This window comes from Pseudomonas sp. Ors-4-3C (genome assembly GCF_055755035.1).
This window is the reverse complement of the sequence record NZ_CM146900.1, coordinates 2,210,869-2,229,597: the sequence shown is the minus strand read 5'-3', so window position 1 is coordinate 2,229,597 and position 18,729 is coordinate 2,210,869. Positions and strand designations below refer to the sequence as shown.

Sequence of the window (18,729 nt, the reverse complement as noted above, 5' to 3'; positions counted from 1 at the left end):
ATGCTCCGCCTTCGCGAGCAAGCCCGCTCCCACAGGTTTAGGGTCAAGCCAGGTTCGGCAACCACAACCTGAACCGCGCCCCGCCCAGCGGCGAACTTTCCACCGTCAGCGTCCCGCCCTGCGCCTCCAGCGCCCGGCGGCTTATCGCCAGGCCCAGGCCAAAGCCACCGGTGGCCCGATCACGACTGCGATCAAGGCGATAGAACGGTTCGAAAATCCGTTCACGCTCGTCATCCGGGATGCCAATGCCGTCATCGTCGACCCAGATCCCGCAGCCATCGGCGCTGACCTGCACGCCAATCTGGATGCGTTTTTCGCAATAGCGCATGGCATTGCGCAGCAGGTTCTGGATCGCCCGGGCGGTCAGGCGCGGATCCAGCGAAAAGCGTTCGAGCTGGCCATGCAGCAACACATCAATGACGATGTCCGGCGATTCCAGCTCTTCATCGACGCTGCCCAGAATGCTGTCGATGAACTCATCCAGCGACACCTCTACCTGTTCCGGTAATTGCGCCGGATTCTGCAGGCGGCTGTAAGACAGCAATTCCAGCACCAGCTCATCCAGTTCGCGTATGTGCGCGACCAGCCCTTGCAGGCGCTCGCGACTGGTCGCCGGCAAATCATCGGACAGCGCCAGGGCCAGACCGAAATCCAGCCGGGTCAGCGGCGTGCGCAATTCGTGGGACACCGCATTGAGCAGGTCGCGCTGCTGATTGAGCAGATCCTCGATGTCGCCGGCCATGGTGTCGAACACGTTGGCCAGGCTGCCGATGTTGGAGCTGGGGGGGATCTGCGTGCGCTCGCTCAAGTGGCCCTTGCCGAAGCGTTCGGCAGCGCCCTTGAGGCGTTCCAGATCACGCCAGTGCGGGCGAATCCACAACAGCAGGCAGGCGAGCATGCTCGCGCCGATCAGCACGTTGATGCTCCAGTACAACAGATTGACGTCCAGCGGATCCGGCGGTACCACCATTTGCACGGCGACGTCATCGTTCAGCGGCGTAACCGCCAAGGTGCGCCATCCCCAATCGCCAATGCGCACCACGTTTTCCCCAGCGCGCAGACGTGCCTGCTCGGGGGCGGTGAAATCGGCGTCGTCGATGCGCGCCAGGGCGATGTGCAACGGCAGGAAGTCCTTGTCCATCGACTGCGCCAGCGCTGGCCACTGGTCTTGCGGCACTGCGTGAAACTGCCGGGTGATCAGCGATTGCAGGCCTCGCGAGTAGTCGAGGTTGTAGGTGATGAAGCGCTCGCGGAACGCCATGATCACCAGGTCCGGTACCAGATAGATCGCCGCGCTGTAGGAGACGATCGTCACCAGATACAGGCGAAACAGGATTCTGAACATCAGCTCAGCATTCCCACTCGGAACGGCTGAACAGGTAACCCTTGCCCCACACGGTCTTGATCTTGCGTGCCTCGCCGGCGTGATCATCGAACTTGCGCCGCAACTTGGAAATCGCCACGTCCACCGAGCGATCAGTGCCGTTGAACTCAATGCCGCGCAGGCGTTGCAGGATCTGGTCGCGACTCAAGACCTCACCGGCATGCCGGGCCAGCACCACCAGCAAATTGTATTCGCCGCTGGACAGCTCGACCGGCTGCTCGCGCCAGGTCACGGTGCGCTCGGACAGGTCGATGCACAGATTGCCCATGACGATCCGGTCATTGACCGTCATCGGTTCACCAAGGCTGCTGCGCCGCAGCAACGTACGCACCCGGGCGAGCAGAACCCGTGGTTCGCAGGGCTTGGTGACGTAGTCGTCGGCCCCCATTTCCAGACCCAGCACCTGATCGTGACTGTCGTCGCGGGCGGTCAGCATCAGAATCGGCAGGGTTGCCGAATCGGCGCGCAGCAAGCGGCAGACTTGCAGGCCGTCGAGACCCGGCAGCATCAGGTCGAGGATCACCAGGTCCGGCGGATTGATCCGCGCCCGTTCGCGCACGTGGTCGCCACGGCCGATCACGCTGACGGAGTAACCGTTGCGCTCCAGGTAGCTGGAAATCAGTTCGGCGAGGGCGGTGTCGTCTTCGACCAGGAGGATGTTGGGCATGGGGTGTTCCAAGGAAAGTGCAGTGGCGACTGTTCGGGCCTCATCGCGAGCAGGCTCACTCCTACAAGGTTCGTGTCTGGCACAGTTCCAATGTAGGAGTGAGCCTGCTCGCGATGGCGGTTTATCTGTCGCAATAAATTTCAAGGCGTAAAGGATATACGCCCTCACCCGTCCCTGAGTAAAACCCTTACACAATTTCACACAGCGCCTACAAAGCTTCACCGCTACCCTCGGCGTCTGGCCTTAGGATGCGGGCTTCAATATTGGGGGTAGTACATGTCGAAAAATCTGCTGGCCGGGCTCGGCCTCATCGCCGTTGCGCTGTTGCTGGGCGCCTGTGATTCGTCTTCGAAGGCTGAAGAAGAAGCGCCGCCGGCCACCGTGCGGATCGAGACCATCGAGGCCCGCCCCCTGTCGATCAGCAGCGAACTGAGCGGGCGCATCGCTGCGCCACGGATCGCCGAAGTGCGCGCCAGGGTGGCCGGTGTGGTACTGCAACGCACCTTTCGCGAAGGCAGCGACGTGAAAAAGGGCGACGTGCTGTTCCGCATCGACCCGGCACCGTTCAAGGCTGACCTGGACAGCGCCGAAGCTGCGCTGCGCAAGGCCGAGGCCAATGCGTTCCAGGCCAAGCTGCAGGAGCAACGCTACGCGCAGTTGATCGACGACAAGGCCATCAGCGCTCAGGATTACGACAACGCCCGCGCCAATGCCCGGCAAACTGCCGCCGACGTGGCGGCCAACAAAGCCGCCGTGGAACGCGCGAAGTTGAATCTGGGCTACGCCACCGTCACCGCGCCGATTTCCGGACGCGTCGGCCGTGCGCTGGTCACCGAAGGCGCGCTGGTCGGGCAGAACGAAACCACGCCGTTGGCGCTGATTCAGCAGCTCAACCCGATCTACGCCGACCTTACCCAGTCGACCCGTGAACTGAATGAACTGCGTCGCGCGTTCCGTTCCGGGCAGTTGCAGGAAGTCGGTCAGGATCAGGTCAAGGCCACGCTGATTCAGGATGACGGCAGCCTCTATCCGTTACCGGGCAAACTGCTGTTCAGCGACATCAGCGTCGATCCGGGCACCGGCCAGATCATTCTGCGCAGCGAATTCCCCAACCCTGACCTCGACCTGCTGCCGGGCAGCTTCATCCGCGTTCGCCTGCAACAAGCGACCGTGCAGAACGGCATCACCGTGCCGCAGCGTGCGGTGCAGCGTGACAGCGCGGGTATCGCCCAGGTGCTGACCGTCGACGAGCAGATGCGCGTCGCCCAGCAGCCGGTGCAACTGGGCGCGGTGCAGAACGACCGCTGGATCGTCACCGGCGGCCTCAAGCCCGGCGACCGCATTGTCATCGAAGGCCTGCAACACGCCCGTCCCGGCGAAAAGGTGCAGATCGACGACACCCCTCTTCCACTTGCCCAGACCTCTGGTCAGTAAGCAGGACGTTTTCATATGCCGCAGTTCTTTATCGATCGCCCGGTGTTCGCCTGGGTTGTCGCCCTGTTCATCCTGTTGGCCGGTGCGCTGGCCATTCCGCAATTGCCGGTGGCGCAGTACCCCGACGTCGCCCCGCCGCAGATCGAAATCTACGCCGTATACCCCGGCGCATCGGCACAGACCGTCGATGAAAGCGTGGTCAGCCTGATCGAGGAGGAGCTCAACGGCGCCGATCACCTGCTGTACTTCGAATCGCAAAGCAGCCTCGGCAGCGCCACGATCAAGGCCACCTTCCAGCCCGGCACCAACCCGGAACTGGCCCAGGTCGATGTACAGAACCGCCTCAAAGTGGTCGAGTCGCGCCTGCCGCAAGCGGTGAACCAGCAAGGCTTGCAGGTGGAGAAAGTCTCTGCCGGCTTCCTGTTGCTGATCACCCTGACGTCCAGCGACGGCAAGCTCGACGACGTGGCGCTCAGTGATTATCTGGCGCGCAACGTGATGAACGAGATCAAACGCATCGACGGCGTCGGCAAAGCGCAGCTGTACGGCGCCGAACGGGCGATGCGGATCTGGATCGATCCGCAGAAGCTGATCGGTTTCAATCTGACCCCGGCCGACGTCAACGCCGCCATCGTTGCGCAGAACGCCCAGGTCTCGGCGGGCAGCATTGGTGACTTGCCCAATCCGTCCTCGCAGGAAATCACCGCGACGATTCTGGTCAAGGGGCAGTTGTCGACGCCGGAAGAGTTCGCCGACATCGTGCTCAAGGCCAATCCGGACGGCTCCACCGTGCGTATCAAGGATGTCGCACGGGTCGAAATCGGCAGCCAGGAATACCAGTTCGGCACGCGCCTGAACGGCAAACCGTCGACCGCCGTTGGCGTGCAGCTGGCGCCGGGAGCCAATGCCCTCGCTACCGCGACATTGATCCGGGCGAAGATGGACGAGCTGTCGCGCTACTTCCCTGCGGGTGTGGAATACAAGATTCCGTATGACACCTCGCCGTTCGTCAAAGTCTCGATCACCAAAGTCGTCTACACCCTCGGCGAAGCAATGCTGCTGGTGTTTGCGGTGATGTTTCTGTTCCTGCAGAACATCCGCTACACGCTGATCCCGACGCTGGTGGTGCCGGTGGCCCTGATGGGCACTTTCGCCACCATGCTGGCGCTGGGTTTCTCGATCAACGTGCTGACCATGTTCGGCATGGTGCTGGCCATCGGCATTCTGGTGGACGACGCGATCGTTGTGGTGGAGAACGTCGAGCGGATCATGGCCAGTGAAGGCTTGTCGCCAAAAGAAGCCACGCGCAAGGCGATGAAGCAGATCACCGGGGCGATCATCGGCATCACTCTGGTGCTGGTGGCAGTGTTCATTCCGATGGCATTCATGCAGGGTTCGGTGGGCGTGATTTACCGGCAGTTCTCGCTGTCGATGGCGACTTCAATCCTGTTCTCGGCATTCCTGGCCCTGACCTTGACCCCGGCACTGTGCGCCACGCTGCTCAAGCCGATTGCCAAGGGCGAGCATCATGAGAAGTCCGGGTTCTTCGGCTGGTTCAACCGCCGCTTCGAGCAACTGACCGATCGCTATCAAGGCTGGGTCGGCTACGCGCTGAAGCGCAGCGGGCGTTATCTGCTGATCTACGGCGTGCTGCTGATCGGCATGGGCCTGTGCTTTGCGCGCCTGCCCTCCTCGTTCTTGCCGGTTGAGGATCAGGGTTACACCATCACCGACATTCAACTGCCGCCGGGCGCGAGCAAGAACCGTACGGTGCAGGTGGTGGAGCAGATCGAGGCGCACAACGCCAGTGAACCGGGTGTGGGCGACAGCACGGTGATTCTCGGCTTCAGCTTCTCCGGCAGCGGGCAGAACGCGGCGTTGGCGTTCACCACCCTCAAGGACTGGTCTGAACGCGGCCATGATGATTCCGCCACCTCGATTGCCGATCGCGCCAACATCGCCCTGAGCCAGATCAAGGATGCGGTGGCGTTCGCGGTGTTGCCGCCGCCGGTGGATGGCCTCGGCACGTCGAGCGGCTTCGAATTCCGTCTGCAGGATCGCGGCGGCCTCGGTCACGCCACACTGATGCAGGCGCGCAGCGAACTGCTCGCCGCCGCGGAAAAAAGCCCGGTGCTGATGAACGTTCGCGAAAGCGCGCTGGCCGAAGCACCGCAGGTGCAACTGGAGGTGGACCGCAAGCAGGCCAACGCGCTGGGCGTGTCGTTCGCCGACATCGGCAACGCGCTGTCCACTGCCATCGGCTCTTCGTACGTCAACGACTTTCCCAACCAGGGCCGGATGCAACGGGTGGTGGTGCAGGCCGAAGGCGATCAGCGCAGTCAGGTCGATGATCTGCTGAAAATGCACGTGCGCAACAACGCCGGGCACATGGTGCCGCTGTCGGCGTTCGTCCAGGCGAAATGGACTCAAGGCCCGGCGCAGTTGACCCGTTACAACGGTTACCCGGCGATTGCGATTTCCGGCGAGCCATCGCCCGGGCACAGCACCGGCGAGGCCATGGCGGAAATTGAACGGCTGGTCGCCCAAGGGCCGAAAGGCCTGGGTCAGGAATGGACAGGGCTGTCGTTGCAGGAACGTTTGTCCGGCAGTCAGGCGCCGATCCTGCTCGGTCTGTCGCTGCTGATCGTGTTCCTGTGTCTGGCGGCGCTGTACGAGAGTTGGTCGATTCCGACCTCGGTGCTGCTGGTGGTGCCGCTGGGCGTGCTCGGCGCAGTGCTGGCGGTGACCTTGCGCGGGATGCCCAACGATGTGTTCTTCAAGGTCGGGCTGATTACCATCATCGGTCTTTCGGCGAAGAACGCGATCCTGATCATCGAGTTCGCCAAGAGCCTGTATGACGAAGGCCATGACCTGATCGATGCGACGTTGCAGGCAGCGCGCTTGCGTCTACGGCCGATCATCATGACCTCGCTGGCATTCATCCTTGGCGTGGTGCCGCTGGCCATCGCCACCGGCGCCAGCTCGGCAAGCCAGCAGGCCATTGGCACCGGGGTGATCGGCGGGATGATCACCGCGACGCTGGCGGTGATCTTTGTGCCGTTGTTCTTCGTGGTGGTCATGAAGCTCGTACAACGCTTTACCAAACACCACTGATCCCAGTGGGAGCGGGCTTGCTCGCGAAAGGCGTCGTGTCAGTCAATACTCATCTGCTGACACACCGCTTTCGCGAGCAAGCCCGCTCCCACAAGGTCATTTGAACAGTCAAGTCAGTGGTCATCCCGGACGTCGCTGGGCTAAGGTGTAAGGACATCCTGGCCCATCGAGTCTCCATGCGCTTCCTCGCCCGCACCCACCCTCGCCTGTCCGCCGCCGCTCTGGTTGGCCTTGCCACCGGTCTTCTGGTGCCTGCCGACTCCGTCGTCAGCAAAATCCTCATCGGCTGGAACGCCGGCGTCTGGACCTACCTGATCCTGATGTTCTGGCTGACCGTTCGCGCCAAAGCGCCAGACGTCAAACGCATCGCCGTCGTCGAGGACGAAAACGCCGGACTGGTGCTGTTCGTGGTGTGTATCGCGGCGTTGGCCAGTCTGGCCGCCATCACCCTGGAGCTGGCCGGCACCAAGGATCTGGATACCCATCACAAACTGCTGCATTACGCGTTCACCGCCCTCACCGTGGTAGGTTCGTGGCTGCTGATCGGTGTCATTTTCTGCGTGCACTACGCCCGTCTGTTTTACACCTGGGATGGCAAGGAACCGGCTCTGCGTTTCGCTGAAGGTCTGACCACGCCCAATTATTGGGACTTCCTGTATTTCTCCTTCACCATCGGCGTCGCCGTGCAAACCGCCGATGTCGGCGTCGGCACCCGAGACATGCGCAAAATCGTGCTGGCGCAATCGTTGATCGGATTTGTCTTCAACACCGCTATTCTGGGCTTTTCGATCAATATTGCTGCGGGCCTGTTTGGCTGACGATGGCGCGGATATTTCAATAACGCTGAGCGCCGCCCGTCGGCGCCAAGTCGAAGTACCACGCGCATTCACTTGACGGAGTGTCGGCTTCTGGTGTTTCCTGAAACCGGTTTCAGCGCCATCGAGGCGCCTGAAACGGATAAATCCAATAACAAGGTTTCAGACCGTGAATGACTTTTCCGCCGCCCAGCGCAGTCGCGTGACGATGCTTGATGTCGCTGAACACGCCGGCGTCTCCAAGGCCAGTGTCTCGCGCTTTATCGGCGATGACCGTGCGCTGCTCTCTGATGCCACTGCCCTGCGCATCGAACAAGCCATCGCCGAACTGGGCTACCGCCCGAACCAGATGGCCCGTGGCCTGAAACGCGGGCGCACGCGCCTGATCGGCATGCTGGTGGCCGATATTCGCAACCCTTATTCGATTGCCGTCATGCACGGGGTGGAAACCGCCTGCCGTGCGCATGGCTACAGCCTGGTGGTGTGCAACACCGACCGCGATGACGAGCAGGAACGCCAACACCTGGCGCTGTTGCGTTCGTACAACATCGAAGGGCTGATCGTGAACACCCTCGGCCATCACCGTGACGAGTTGCACGAACTGCACCGGGAAATGCCGCTGGTGCTGGTGGACCGCAAGGTCGAAGGACTCGACAGCGACATGCTCGGACTGAACAACCCGCAGGCTGTCGAGATGGCGCTGACGCACCTCGAACAGCGCGGCTACCGCGATGTGTTGCTGGTGACCGAACCTTATGACGGCACCAGTTCGCGGATCGAGCGGGTCAGCAGTTTTCAGACGCAGATCGCCCAGCGCTCCGGGTTGACCGGGGCGGTGCTGGAAACCGGCGACGCACTCGCGACTCATCTGCAAGACTTTTTGAACACCACGGCTACCGGCCCCAAAGCACTGTTCTGCGCCAACGGCGTGGCGGCGCTGGCCTGCACCCTGGCCTTGCGCGAAGTCGGTTGCCGGTTGTTCGAAGATGTCGGGCTGATTGCCCTGGATGATCTGGATTGGTATCCGCTGGTAGGCAGCGGAATTACTGCCCTCGCCCAGCCAACGGCCGAGATTGGCGCGCGAGCGTTTGAGTGTTTGCTCAAGCGCTTGCGGGGGGATGCCGAGATTCCACGCAGACTGGATTTCGCCCCGGTGTTGATTGAGCGCGGTTCTACCCGAGGGAATGGTGGTGTTTGAGCTGACGCCTTCGCTGGCAAGCCAGCTCCCACAGGTGTTTGTGGTGTTAATGCAATCCATCCAATACCCCCAGAACATTGTGGGAGCTGGCTTGCCAGCGATGAGGCCCGAAAGGCCATCACAGAACCACCTGATATTTTTTTGAACAAAAATGAAACCGGTTTCAGAGGTAGATAACAATGAATAAACCCGCCGTTTCCATCAGCCTTTCCAGCTACGGCGCCGAGCTTGTGCGCCAACGCGGGCAGGACTTCTTCATCGACGTGCTGGCCGCCGCCGGCGCCGATCGCATCGAGTGGCGCGAAGAGCTGCTGACCCGCGAAGTGCCCGCGCAACTGAATGCCGCTACCCAGGCGCAGGGCCTGCAAAGCATCTATTCCTCGCCGACCGAGCTGTGGCTCGCCGGTCAAGCGCGGCCCAATCCCGAGCTGATCAGCGCCCTGCAACACGCCGAGGCGTTCGGCTCGAAATGGCTGAAAGTCTCGCTCGGTTACTTCACCGACAATTGTGATTTGCAGGTGCTGAAACAGCTGCTCGGCGCCAGCCCGGTGCAACTGCTGGTGGAAAACGACCAGACTTTGCAGGGCGGCCGCATCGAACCGTTCCAGCGTTTTTTCGCGGCGGTCGAGCAGCACAACTTGCCGATCAAGATGACTTTCGACATCGGCAACTGGCAGTGGCAGGACCAGTCCGCGCTCAACGCCGCACGCCTGCTCGGGCGTCATGTCGGCTATGTGCACTGCAAAGCCGTAGCCCGCCGCGCCGACGGCAAACTGGTGGCGGTGCCACCGGCCGTCAGCGACCTGCATCTTTGGGAACAACTGTTGCGGCACATGGCCCAAGGCGTTATGCGCGCCGCCGAATACCCGTTGCAGGGCGATGACCTGGTGGCGTTGACCACCGAACACGTCGCCGCCCTCGCCCGCCTCGGCCAATCCCGTCTGGAGCATGCCCATGTCTGACATCGATATTCTGTCGTTTGGCGAAACCATGGCGATGCTGGTCGCCGAACAAACCGGTGATCTGGCCGAAGTCGAACACTTTCACCGGCGCATTGCCGGCGCCGACAGCAACGTGGCGATTGGTCTGTCGCGTCTGGGTTTCAACGTAGCCTGGCTGAGCCGGGTCGGTGCCGATTCGCTCGGGCGCTTTGTGCTGGAAACACTGGCCAGCGAAGGTCTGGATTGCAGTCATGTCGCGGTCGACAGCGCACATCCGACCGGTTTCCAGTTCAAGTCGCGCACCGACGATGGCAGCGACCCACAGGTCGAGTATTACCGTCGCGGTTCGGCGGCCAGTCATCTGTCCATTCAATCGATCAGCGAAACCCTGCTCAGCGCGCGTCATCTGCACGCCACCGGGATTCCACCGGCGCTGTCGGCCACTGCTCGGGAGATGTCTTTCGAGCTGATGACACGCATGCGCCATGCCGGGCGCAGTGTGTCGTTCGATCCCAATCTGCGCCCAAGCCTGTGGGCCAGTGAGCAAGAGATGATCCGCGAGATCAACCGCCTCGCCGCCCTCGCCCATTGGGTACTGCCGGGTTTGAGCGAAGGTCGGCTGCTGACCGGGTTCGAAGACCCGGCGGACATTGCGGCGTTTTATCTCGATCAGGGCGCTGAAGCCGTGGCGATCAAGCTCGGGCCGCAAGGTGCCTATTACCGCACGCAACTGGATCAGGGGTTTGTCGCCGGGGTGCCGGTGGCCAACGTCGTCGATACCGTGGGTGCGGGTGATGGCTTTGCGGTCGGCATGATCAGCGCTCTGCTGGAGCATCAGAGTTTTGCCGAGTCCGTGCAACGCGCGAACTGGATTGGCAGTCGGGCGGTGCAGAGTCGCGGGGATATGGAGGGGTTGCCGACCCGGTCTGAACTCATCGTTGAATTCGAAACCGCCTTCGCGAGCAAGCTCGCTCCCACATTTGAAATGCATTCCCCTGTGGGAGCGAGCTTGCTCGCGAAGAGGCCCGCTTGATCACCGCAAAAATTTGAACCTGCTGCGACAAAAACAACAAGCTCAGGAGCAACACCATGAAAACTGCAACCCTCGCCGCCCGCCGCTGGTGGTACATCATGCCCATCGTGTTCATCACCTACAGCCTGGCGTACCTCGATCGCGCCAATTACGGCTTTGCCGCCGCGTCCGGCATGGCCGCCGACCTGATGATCACCCCGGGCCTGTCTTCATTGCTCGGCGCGCTGTTCTTCCTCGGCTACTTTTTCTTTCAGGTTCCCGGTGCGATCTACGCGCAGAAGCACAGTGTGAAGAAGCTGATCTTCTTCAGCCTGATCTTCTGGGGCGGCCTCGCCACCCTGACCGGGGTGGTCTCCAACGCCTACTGGCTGATCGTGATTCGCTTCATGCTCGGCGTGGTCGAAGCCGCGGTCATGCCGGCGATGCTGGTCTACCTGTGCCACTGGTTCACCCGTGCCGAACGCTCGCGGGCCAACACCTTCCTGATCCTCGGCAATCCGGTGACCATGTTGTGGATGTCGGTGGTTTCCGGCTATCTGGTGCAACACTTCAGTTGGCGCTGGATGTTCATCATCGAAGGTTTGCCGGCGGTAATCTGGGCGTTTATCTGGTGGAAACTGGCCGATGATCGTCCGGCTCAGGCCAAGTGGCTTAGCGAGCAGGAAAAGCACGATCTGGAAAGCGCCCTCGCCGCCGAACAGGTCGGGATCAAAGCGGTGAAGAACTACGCCGAAGCGTTCCGTTCGCCGAAGGTGATCATTCTGGCGCTGCAGTTTTTCTGCTGGAGCATCGGCGTCTACGGCTTTGTGCTGTGGCTGCCGTCGATCCTCAAGGCCGGCGCGAAAATGGACATGATCGAGGCCGGCTGGCTGTCGGCGCTGCCGTATCTGGCAGCGGTGATCGGCATGCTCGCGGTGTCGTGTGGCTCGGACAAACTGCAAAAGCGCAAACGCTTCGTCTGGCCGCCGCTGCTGATCGCCTCCATTGCGTTCTACGGCTCCTACGCTCTGGGCGCCGAGCATTTCTGGTGGTCGTACACGCTGCTGGTAATCGCCGGTGCTTGCATGTACGCGCCGTACGGGCCGTTCTTCGCCATCGTTCCGGAGATCCTGCCGGCCAACGTCGCCGGCGGTGCCATGGCGCTGATCAACAGCATGGGTGCGCTCGGCTCGTTCGGCGGCTCGTATCTGGTCGGTTACCTGAACAGCTCCACCGGTTCGCCCGGCGCTTCGTACCTGCTGATGAGCGGCGCGCTGCTGCTGTCTGTGGTGCTGACGATTTTTCTCAAGCCCGGCGCCAGTGACCGCGTCGTGGCCAAAGCCGTTGTCACGCGTCCCGTGCCGGCGCATTCCTGAAGAGATTTTTGTTCATGAAAAAACATGTCGTGCTGTACAAAAAACTGTCGCCAGCGCTGATGTCGCGTCTGCAGCAACAGTGTGAAGTGACGCTGATCGAAAGCCTCGACGCCGACGGCCTGATGAAACTGCGTGACGCCCTGCCCGGGGCCCACGGTTTGCTTGGCGCCAGCCTGAAACTCGACGCCGCGCTGCTCGACCTGGCGCCGCAACTGCAGGCGATTGCCAGCGTTTCGGTGGGCGTCGACAACTACGACATCGATTACCTGACCCGGCGCAAGATCCTCCTCAGCAACACCCCGGACGTGCTCACTGAAACCACCGCCGATACCGGTTTCGCGCTGATCCTCGCCACGGCCCGGCGCGTAGTCGAGCTGGCGAATATGGTGCGCAGCGGCCAGTGGCATCGCAACATCGGCCCGGCGCATTTCGGCACCGATGTGCACGGCAAGACCCTGGGGATCATCGGCATGGGGCGCATCGGCGAGGCGCTGGCGCAGCGCGGGCATTTCGGTTTTGGCATGCCGGTGCTCTATCACAGTCAGTCGCGCAAACCGGCGGTCGAGTCGCGTTTTGCGGCGCAGTACCGCAGCCTGGAAGCGCTGCTGCAAGAGGCGGATTTCATCTGCCTGACCCTGCCGCTGACCGCGCAAACCGAAGGCCTGATCGGCGCCGAGCAGTTTGCGCTGATGCGCCCGGAAAGCATCTTCATCAATATCTCTCGCGGCAAAGTGGTGGATGAGGCAGCGCTGATCGACGCGTTGCGCCATCAGCGGATTCGCGCGGCGGGGCTGGATGTGTTCGAGCGTGAACCGCTGAATCATGATTCGCCGTTGTTGCAGCTGAACAATGTGGTGGCGACCCCGCATATGGGTTCGGCGACGCATGAGACGCGCGAGGCGATGGCGCGGTGTGCGGTGGACAATCTGCTTGCTGCTTTGGCTGGGGAGAAGCCTGTAAATCTGGTGAATCCGGTGGCTTGGCAGGGCTGAAAAATGTGCTGAATGGCAGATTGCATTCGCGAGCAAGCCCGCTCCCACAGGGTTCGGTGTGTACAGATAACATTATGTACACACCTATCCACTGTGGGAGCGGGCTTGCTCGCGAAGAGGCCAGTTCAGGCAACACAACACTGTCAGGCACTACGCGCCTGCAACAGCTGCACCGCACACAACGCAATCCGCGCGCAGGCATCGGCCAGTTTCACCCGGTCCAGCACCAGCCCGATGCGAATATGCCCCGCCGCACTGGGCCCGAACGCTTCGCCGGCCAACACCGACACCCCGTACCCTTCCAGCAACCGCTCGGCAAATGCCTGCGCGCCATACCCGGTCTGGCGCACATCGACCATCACGAACATCCCGCCATCCGGGCGGATCGGTTGCAACCCCGGGCAACCACGCAAGCGCTCGCACACCAGATCGCGGCGCAATCGATACTCGTCGCGCATCTGCGTCACCTCCGGCAGATCGCTTGCCAACGCGACCTCCGCGGCTTTCTGCACAAAATCCGGCAGACCGAAGAGCATGCTCAACGACAGGTTCACCAGATGCTCGGCCAGCACCTTCGGGCCGATCGACCAGCCAATGCGCCAACCGGTCATGGCATGGGATTTCGACAGACTGTTGATGGTCGCCGTGCGTTCGGCCATGCCCGGCAGGCTCGCCGGGCTGATGTGCTCGCCTTCGTAGAGCAGATCGCTGTAGACCTCGTCACTGATCAGCCACAGATCGTGGCGCACGCACAGCGCCGCCAGTTCTTGCCAGATCAGCAGCGACAAGCTCGCGCCGGAGGGATTGTTAGGACTGTTGAGCAACAGGGCACGGGTTTTCGGCGTGATTCGTGCCGCGACATCGGCGGGATCGACTCTAAAGCCGTTTTCCGGCCGTACAGGCACCGGCACCACCGTCGCACCGCAGGCGCCGAACACACCTTCATAAGTCACGTACATCGGCTCGGCGACGATCACCTCGTCCCCCGGGTCCAGCAGACACTGAGCCACCGAATACACCGCGCATTGCGCGCCGGGCAGCACGATCACGTGCTCGGCATCCACCACCTGACCGCTGCGCCGCTGGTGGCGCGCGGCAATCAGCTTGCGCAGCGCCAACCGGCCACGCACTTCGGAATAATGCGTATCGCCCGCCAGCAGGCTATCGATGGCGCCGTGGATGATCGGCAACGGCGTGTCGAAATCCGGATCGCCCACGCTCAGCAGCAGGATATCGACGCCCTCGGCGCGCAACTCCAGCGCTCGGTCATGAATCTGCCAGGCCGCTGCTCCCTCCCCGGCGATTCGTTGGGTCAAGACTGAATAGCGCATGCACGTCTCCTGATTGCGCGGTCTCCAGCCTTCACCCTAGGTCAAATCACAAACCGCGCCACCATGGCATTCAAATCCACCGCCAGACGCGACAGCTCATGAGTGGCGGCGCTGGTCTGGTTGGCCCCGGCGGCCGATTGGGTGGCCAGATCACGGATGTTGACCAGGTTGCGGTCGACCTCACGCGAGACCTGCGCCTGTTCTTCAGAGGCACTGGCGATGACCAGGTTGCGTTCGTTGATCTGGTGGATCGACTGCGTGATCTGCTCCAGCGCCACGCCCGCGGCGCGGGCCATTTCCAGGGTGGTCTGGGTGCGCTGGTTGCTTTGCTGCATCGACGAAACCGCTTCGCCGGTGCCGTTCTGGATGCCGGCGACCATTTTTTCGATTTCCTGGGTCGATTGCGCGGTGCGATGAGCCAAAGCGCGCACCTCGTCCGCCACCACGGCGAAACCGCGTCCGGCCTCACCGGCACGCGCCGCTTCGATCGCGGCGTTGAGGGCCAGCAGGTTGGTCTGTTCGGCGATGGCGCGGATCACGTCCAGCACTTTACCGATGTCGCGGCCCTGCGCGGCGAGGCCTTCGATCATTTGCGCGGTGCTCTGCACGTCATGGGTCATGGTCTGGATCGCGTCGACGGTTTTCACCACTTGGTCACGACCTTCACGGGCGGCCTGGGTCGACTGGTTCGAGGCTTCGGACGTCGACACCGCGTTGCGTGCCACCTCTTCCACGGCGGCGGTCATTTCGTTGACGGCGGTGGCGGCCTGTTCGATTTCGTTGTTCTGCTGTTGCAGGCCACGGGAGGCCTCCTCGGTGACAGCGCTCAACTCTTCGGCCGCGGCACCGAGTTGGGTGGCGGAACCGGCGATCTGTTCGATGGTTTTGCGCAGGTTGGTCTGCATCGTGGCCAGAGCCTGCAGCAACTGCGCAGCTTCGTCCTTGCCATCGACTTCGATGGTTTTGCTCAGGTTGCCGCTGGCGATGGTTTGTGCGGCTGCCACTGCGCGATTGAGCGGTGTGACGATGCTGCGAGTCAGCAGCAAGGCCAGCAATACCGTAGCGAGCGCAGCGACGACAGCAACGATAACGATGCCGGTAATGGCACTGTCGTAGTGCTCGCCGGCCTGACCGGAGGCGGTTTTCGCGTCAGCGGAGTTGATTGCGATCAGTTTGTTGAGCTGCTCGCCCATCTGATCGGTGCCGTCCTTGATGCGCGTGTTGATCAGGGTGCGCATCTCCTCGATCTTGTCCTGACGCGACAGTTCCATCATCTGGTTTTGTGCTTGCAGGTAGTTGTCCAGTGTCACGGCGAAGGCCTTGTACTGCGCCAATTCTTCACCACCGGCAGGCAGTGCGGCGTAGCTGGCCTGGGCGCTGCGCACTTTGTCCACCAGTTCGTTGATACGGCCCTGAGCATCCTGCAACGCTGCCGGCTCACGATTGATCAGCACACGGAACGAGAGAATCCGCAGACGCAGAACGTTTTCAGTCACTTTGCCAAGGTAGGCAACGCTGGGCAGTTGATTGGTCTCCATGTCGATAGAAGCCTGGCGGATGGTCGACATGCGGTTGACGGCGAACACACCAAGGACAATCACCAGCAAGGCGATAAAGGCAAAACCGAGGAAGGCACGGGGCGCGATATTCAGGTTACGCAAGGACATGGTTGGACTCTCGGATAGAGGTAGCTGCGAGCGTCCTTGCCGTCATCACTGACCCCTGGGGCGGGTTCAGTCCGGCGTCACCATTCGAGGGAATCTGTGTGCGCCTGATCTCTGTATCGGCTGGGCTTTAGGAAGATTTCGTGTAAAGCGAAAATATTTTTCAAGGTGTTTCAACGCTGAAACACCTTGCGATCCCCCTGTAGGAGCTGCCGAAGGCTGCGATCTTTTGATCTTGTTTTTTTTTGAACATCAAAATCAAAAGATCGCAGCCTTCGGCAGCTCCTACAGGGTTTGCTCAGGATTTCGCTGCCAGTTGCCAAACGCGGGCAATGTCAGTCGCACGTTCACGCAACAAACGCGGAGCCTCGGCGCAGGCCTGTTCCAGGGTCATCGGGCCGCTGGTCACGGCGAATGCCGCATCGATACCGTGCTCGTAGAGCTCCTGATAACCCTCGCCCAGCGTGCCGGCGATGACAATGACCGGGACATCGTGTTGTTTGGCAATCCGCGCCACGCCGAACGGGGTCTTGCCGCGCAGGGTTTGCGCGTCGAACCGCCCTTCTCCGGTGATCACCAGATCCGCGCCATTAACCGCTTCGGCCAGCCCCACCAACTCGGCCACCACTTCAACGCCGGCCTGAAATTGCGCACCGAGAAACGCCTTCGCCGCAAAGCCCAATCCACCTGCCGCCCCGCTGCCCGGTTCATCGCGAACGTCCTTGCCCAACGCTTGCGCACAGAGCTCGGCGAAGTGTCCCAGCGCCTGATCCAGTTGTTGTACCTGTGCCGGTGAGGCGCCCTTTTGCGGGCCGAAAATCGCCGAGGCACCGTGCGGCCCGCACAGCGGATTGTTGACGTCGGCGGCGATGTCGAAGCGCACTCGGGCCAGACGCGGATCCAGCTCGCCCAGGTCCAGCCGCGCCAGTTGCGCCAATGCCAGACCGCCCGGCACCAGCGCTTGGCCTTGCGCATCGAGCAATTTCACCCCGAGCGCCTGCATGGCGCCGGCGCCGCCGTCGTTGGTGGCGCTGCCGCCGATCGCCAGAATTACCCGTTGCGCGCCGGCATCCAGCGCGGCGCGAATCAGTTCACCGGTGCCGAAGGTGCTGGTGATGCAGGCATCGCGCTGCCCCGTAGGCACCAGTTGCAAACCACTGGCCTCGGCCATTTCGATGATCGCAGTGTGGTTGTGTGGCAGCCAGCCCCATGCGGCGTCGACCGGCGTACCCAGCGGCCCGCGCACCCGGGTGCGGCGCAGTTCACCTTCACACGCGGCAAGAATCGACTCCACTGTGCCCTCGCCACCGTCGGCCATCGGGCACTTGACCAATGTCGCCTGCGGCCAGACTTGCGCCAGCCCCAGCGCAATGGCCTCGGCAACGCCTTGGGCACTCAGGCTGTCCTTGAACGAATCGGGGGCAATGACGATTTTCATGCGAATTCTCCAGTTCCAATGCTCATCATGCTGCCAGTCGGCATGCGCATTGACGCCTGTCCGCTGCACAAGCGCGGTGGGCGTTTATTGTTCTTTTCTACAAAAGCCTTGGGATTGATGCTGAATGTTCTGGCCCTATCGCGAGCAGGCTCACTCCTACAGGGGAACGCATTTCAAGTGTAGGAGTGAGCCTGCTCGCGATGGCGTCTCAGAAAACATCCGATCAGCCCGGATCAGTCTGCGGCAACAACTGCACGCCAAGGTACAACGCCAGCATCCCATCCAGCCGCAACGGATCAACCCCGCTCAACTCGGCAATCCGCTCCATCCGGTAACGCAGACTGTTGCGATGAATGCCCAGCGCATCGGCGCACGCCTGGCTCTGCCCATCATGCTCACACCAGCTGCGCAGGGTCGCGAGCAACTGGCCGTTGCCGTCCTTGGCGATGACCTTGCGCAACGGTTTGAGCAATTCATCCAGCGCATCATCGTTGCGATGGCGCCAGAGCATCACCGGCAAGCGATAGCGGTTGAGGGTCAGCAAACGCGAGTGCGGCAACACATCCCGGCCATAGGCAAGCAGATCGCCGACCCGCCGATAACAGCGGCGCAACCCTGCCAACCCGTCCGCCTGCCCGCCAACGGCGATGCGCAGAATGTTCCAGCCCAGGCCATCGAGCTTTTCCAGCAAACGATCATGCTCAACCGTCTGACCCGCCGGCCGACACCACAGCAGCGATGACTTGGCGGAACTCACGCACCAGCTGTCCGGGTAGCGCGAGGTCAGCCACGCGCTCAACGCCTCGACGGTCTGCCCCGGCCCGTGCTCCAGACCCAGTTCGAACAGATACGGCACCCGGGTCAGTTGCGGCTTGAGGCCCAGCTGCTGCGCCTCATCTACCAAGCGTGGCGAGTCCCCCGCTTCGCTCAACAGCAACGCCAGCAGGTCATCGCAACGTTGCCGCCGCCATTGCTGTTCGGCCTGCTGATTGCGCTGGCCGACGAGCATTTCCGCAGTCATGCGCACCAACTCGGCGTAGGTGCGCAGTTGCTCCGGTTCGCCGGTAATGCCAAGCACACCGATCAAGCGCTGATCGAGCAACAGCGGCAGGTTGATCCCCGGCTGCACACCTTTCAGATGCACGGCGGTTTGCGCGTCGATCTCCACCACTCGCCCGTTAGCCAGCACCAATTGCGCACCTTCGTGACGGGTGTTGATGCGCTCCGGCTCACCACTGCCGAGGATCAGACCCTGGCTGTCCATGACGTTGACGTTGTACGGCAAAATGGCCATGGCCCGGTCGACGATATCCTGGGCAAGATCGTGATCGAGTTCGAACATAACGACTAGAATCCTTTAAAA

13 protein-coding genes and 2 pseudogenes are annotated in these 18,729 nt (G+C 61.9%); 8 read left to right on the top strand and 7 right to left on the bottom strand.

What is annotated here, in order from left to right; genetic code table 11:
* Positions 1 to 43: 43 nt before the first annotated feature.
* Together ACVHNU_RS09825 and ACVHNU_RS09820 are read right to left on the bottom strand one after the other, a co-directional pair.
* Positions 44 to 1,345, bottom strand: coding sequence for an ATP-binding protein (locus ACVHNU_RS09825; protein WP_262141176.1), 1,302 nt, complete (start codon positions 1,343 to 1,345; stop codon positions 44 to 46).
* Between the two features lie 4 nt (positions 1,346 to 1,349).
* Complete coding sequence (locus tag ACVHNU_RS09820; RefSeq protein WP_003224662.1) at positions 1,350 to 2,051, bottom strand: response regulator; 702 nt, start codon at positions 2,049 to 2,051, stop codon at positions 1,350 to 1,352.
* A gap of 276 nt (positions 2,052 to 2,327) precedes the next feature.
* Here ACVHNU_RS09820 and ACVHNU_RS09815 point away from each other — a divergent pair, with 276 nt between their 5' ends.
* The 8 genes from ACVHNU_RS09815 to ACVHNU_RS09780 all read left to right on the top strand — a co-directional run bounded on the left by ACVHNU_RS09815 (position 2,328) and on the right by ACVHNU_RS09780 (position 12,933).
* Positions 2,328 to 3,485: an efflux RND transporter periplasmic adaptor subunit gene (locus tag ACVHNU_RS09815; RefSeq protein ID WP_003224660.1), complete on the top strand. Its 1,158-nt coding sequence runs from the start codon at positions 2,328 to 2,330 to the stop codon at positions 3,483 to 3,485.
* Positions 3,486 to 3,500: 15 nt separating this feature from the next.
* Positions 3,501 to 6,599 carry a multidrug efflux RND transporter permease subunit gene (locus ACVHNU_RS09810; RefSeq protein ID WP_473019585.1) on the top strand — a complete coding sequence of 1,033 codons (3,099 nt, stop codon included), beginning with the start codon at positions 3,501 to 3,503 and terminating at the stop codon, positions 6,597 to 6,599.
* Positions 6,600 to 6,775: 176 nt separating this feature from the next.
* On the top strand, positions 6,776 to 7,417 hold the full coding sequence (locus ACVHNU_RS09805) for a DUF1345 domain-containing protein (protein WP_473019584.1): 642 nt from the start codon (positions 6,776 to 6,778) through the stop codon (positions 7,415 to 7,417).
* Positions 7,418 to 7,583: 166 nt separating this feature from the next.
* Positions 7,584 to 8,612, top strand: coding sequence for a LacI family DNA-binding transcriptional regulator (locus ACVHNU_RS09800; RefSeq protein WP_473019583.1), 1,029 nt, complete (start codon positions 7,584 to 7,586; stop codon positions 8,610 to 8,612).
* Positions 8,613 to 8,791: 179 nt separating this feature from the next.
* Positions 8,792 to 9,574: a sugar phosphate isomerase/epimerase family protein gene (locus ACVHNU_RS09795; protein ID WP_473019582.1), complete on the top strand. Its 783-nt coding sequence runs from the start codon at positions 8,792 to 8,794 to the stop codon at positions 9,572 to 9,574.
* On the top strand, positions 9,567 to 10,586 hold the full coding sequence (locus ACVHNU_RS09790; RefSeq protein ID WP_473019581.1) for a sugar kinase: 1,020 nt from the start codon (positions 9,567 to 9,569) through the stop codon (positions 10,584 to 10,586). The genes ACVHNU_RS09795 and ACVHNU_RS09790 overlap by 8 nt, the downstream gene beginning before the upstream one ends.
* A gap of 56 nt (positions 10,587 to 10,642) precedes the next feature.
* On the top strand, positions 10,643 to 11,941 hold the full coding sequence (locus ACVHNU_RS09785; protein ID WP_473019580.1) for an MFS transporter: 1,299 nt from the start codon (positions 10,643 to 10,645) through the stop codon (positions 11,939 to 11,941).
* A gap of 14 nt (positions 11,942 to 11,955) precedes the next feature.
* On the top strand, positions 11,956 to 12,933 hold the full coding sequence (locus tag ACVHNU_RS09780; RefSeq protein WP_473019579.1) for a 2-hydroxyacid dehydrogenase: 978 nt from the start codon (positions 11,956 to 11,958) through the stop codon (positions 12,931 to 12,933).
* Between the two features lie 143 nt (positions 12,934 to 13,076).
* Here the strand turns inward: ACVHNU_RS09780 and ACVHNU_RS09775 are convergent, their stop codons facing one another.
* The 5 genes and pseudogenes from ACVHNU_RS09775 to ACVHNU_RS09755 all read right to left on the bottom strand — a co-directional run bounded on the left by ACVHNU_RS09775 (position 13,077) and on the right by ACVHNU_RS09755 (position 18,708).
* Positions 13,077 to 14,264, bottom strand: a complete 1,188-nt coding sequence (locus ACVHNU_RS09775; protein ID WP_473019578.1) for a pyridoxal phosphate-dependent aminotransferase — start codon at positions 14,262 to 14,264, stop codon at positions 13,077 to 13,079.
* 41 nt (positions 14,265 to 14,305) lie between these two features.
* Positions 14,306 to 14,794 (bottom strand): annotated as a pseudogene (locus tag ACVHNU_RS09770) (methyl-accepting chemotaxis protein); the annotation flags it as partial.
* Positions 14,795 to 15,163: 369 nt separating this feature from the next.
* Positions 15,164 to 15,931: pseudogene (locus ACVHNU_RS09765) on the bottom strand (MCP four helix bundle domain-containing protein); the annotation flags it as partial.
* Positions 15,932 to 16,226: 295 nt separating this feature from the next.
* A complete protein-coding gene (locus ACVHNU_RS09760) occupies positions 16,227 to 17,366 on the bottom strand; it encodes a glycerate kinase (protein WP_473019577.1) in 1,140 nt (379 codons plus the stop codon).
* Between the two features lie 223 nt (positions 17,367 to 17,589).
* On the bottom strand, positions 17,590 to 18,708 hold the full coding sequence (locus ACVHNU_RS09755; protein ID WP_226499411.1) for a sugar diacid recognition domain-containing protein: 1,119 nt from the start codon (positions 18,706 to 18,708) through the stop codon (positions 17,590 to 17,592).
* Positions 18,709 to 18,729: the final 21 nt, after the last annotated feature.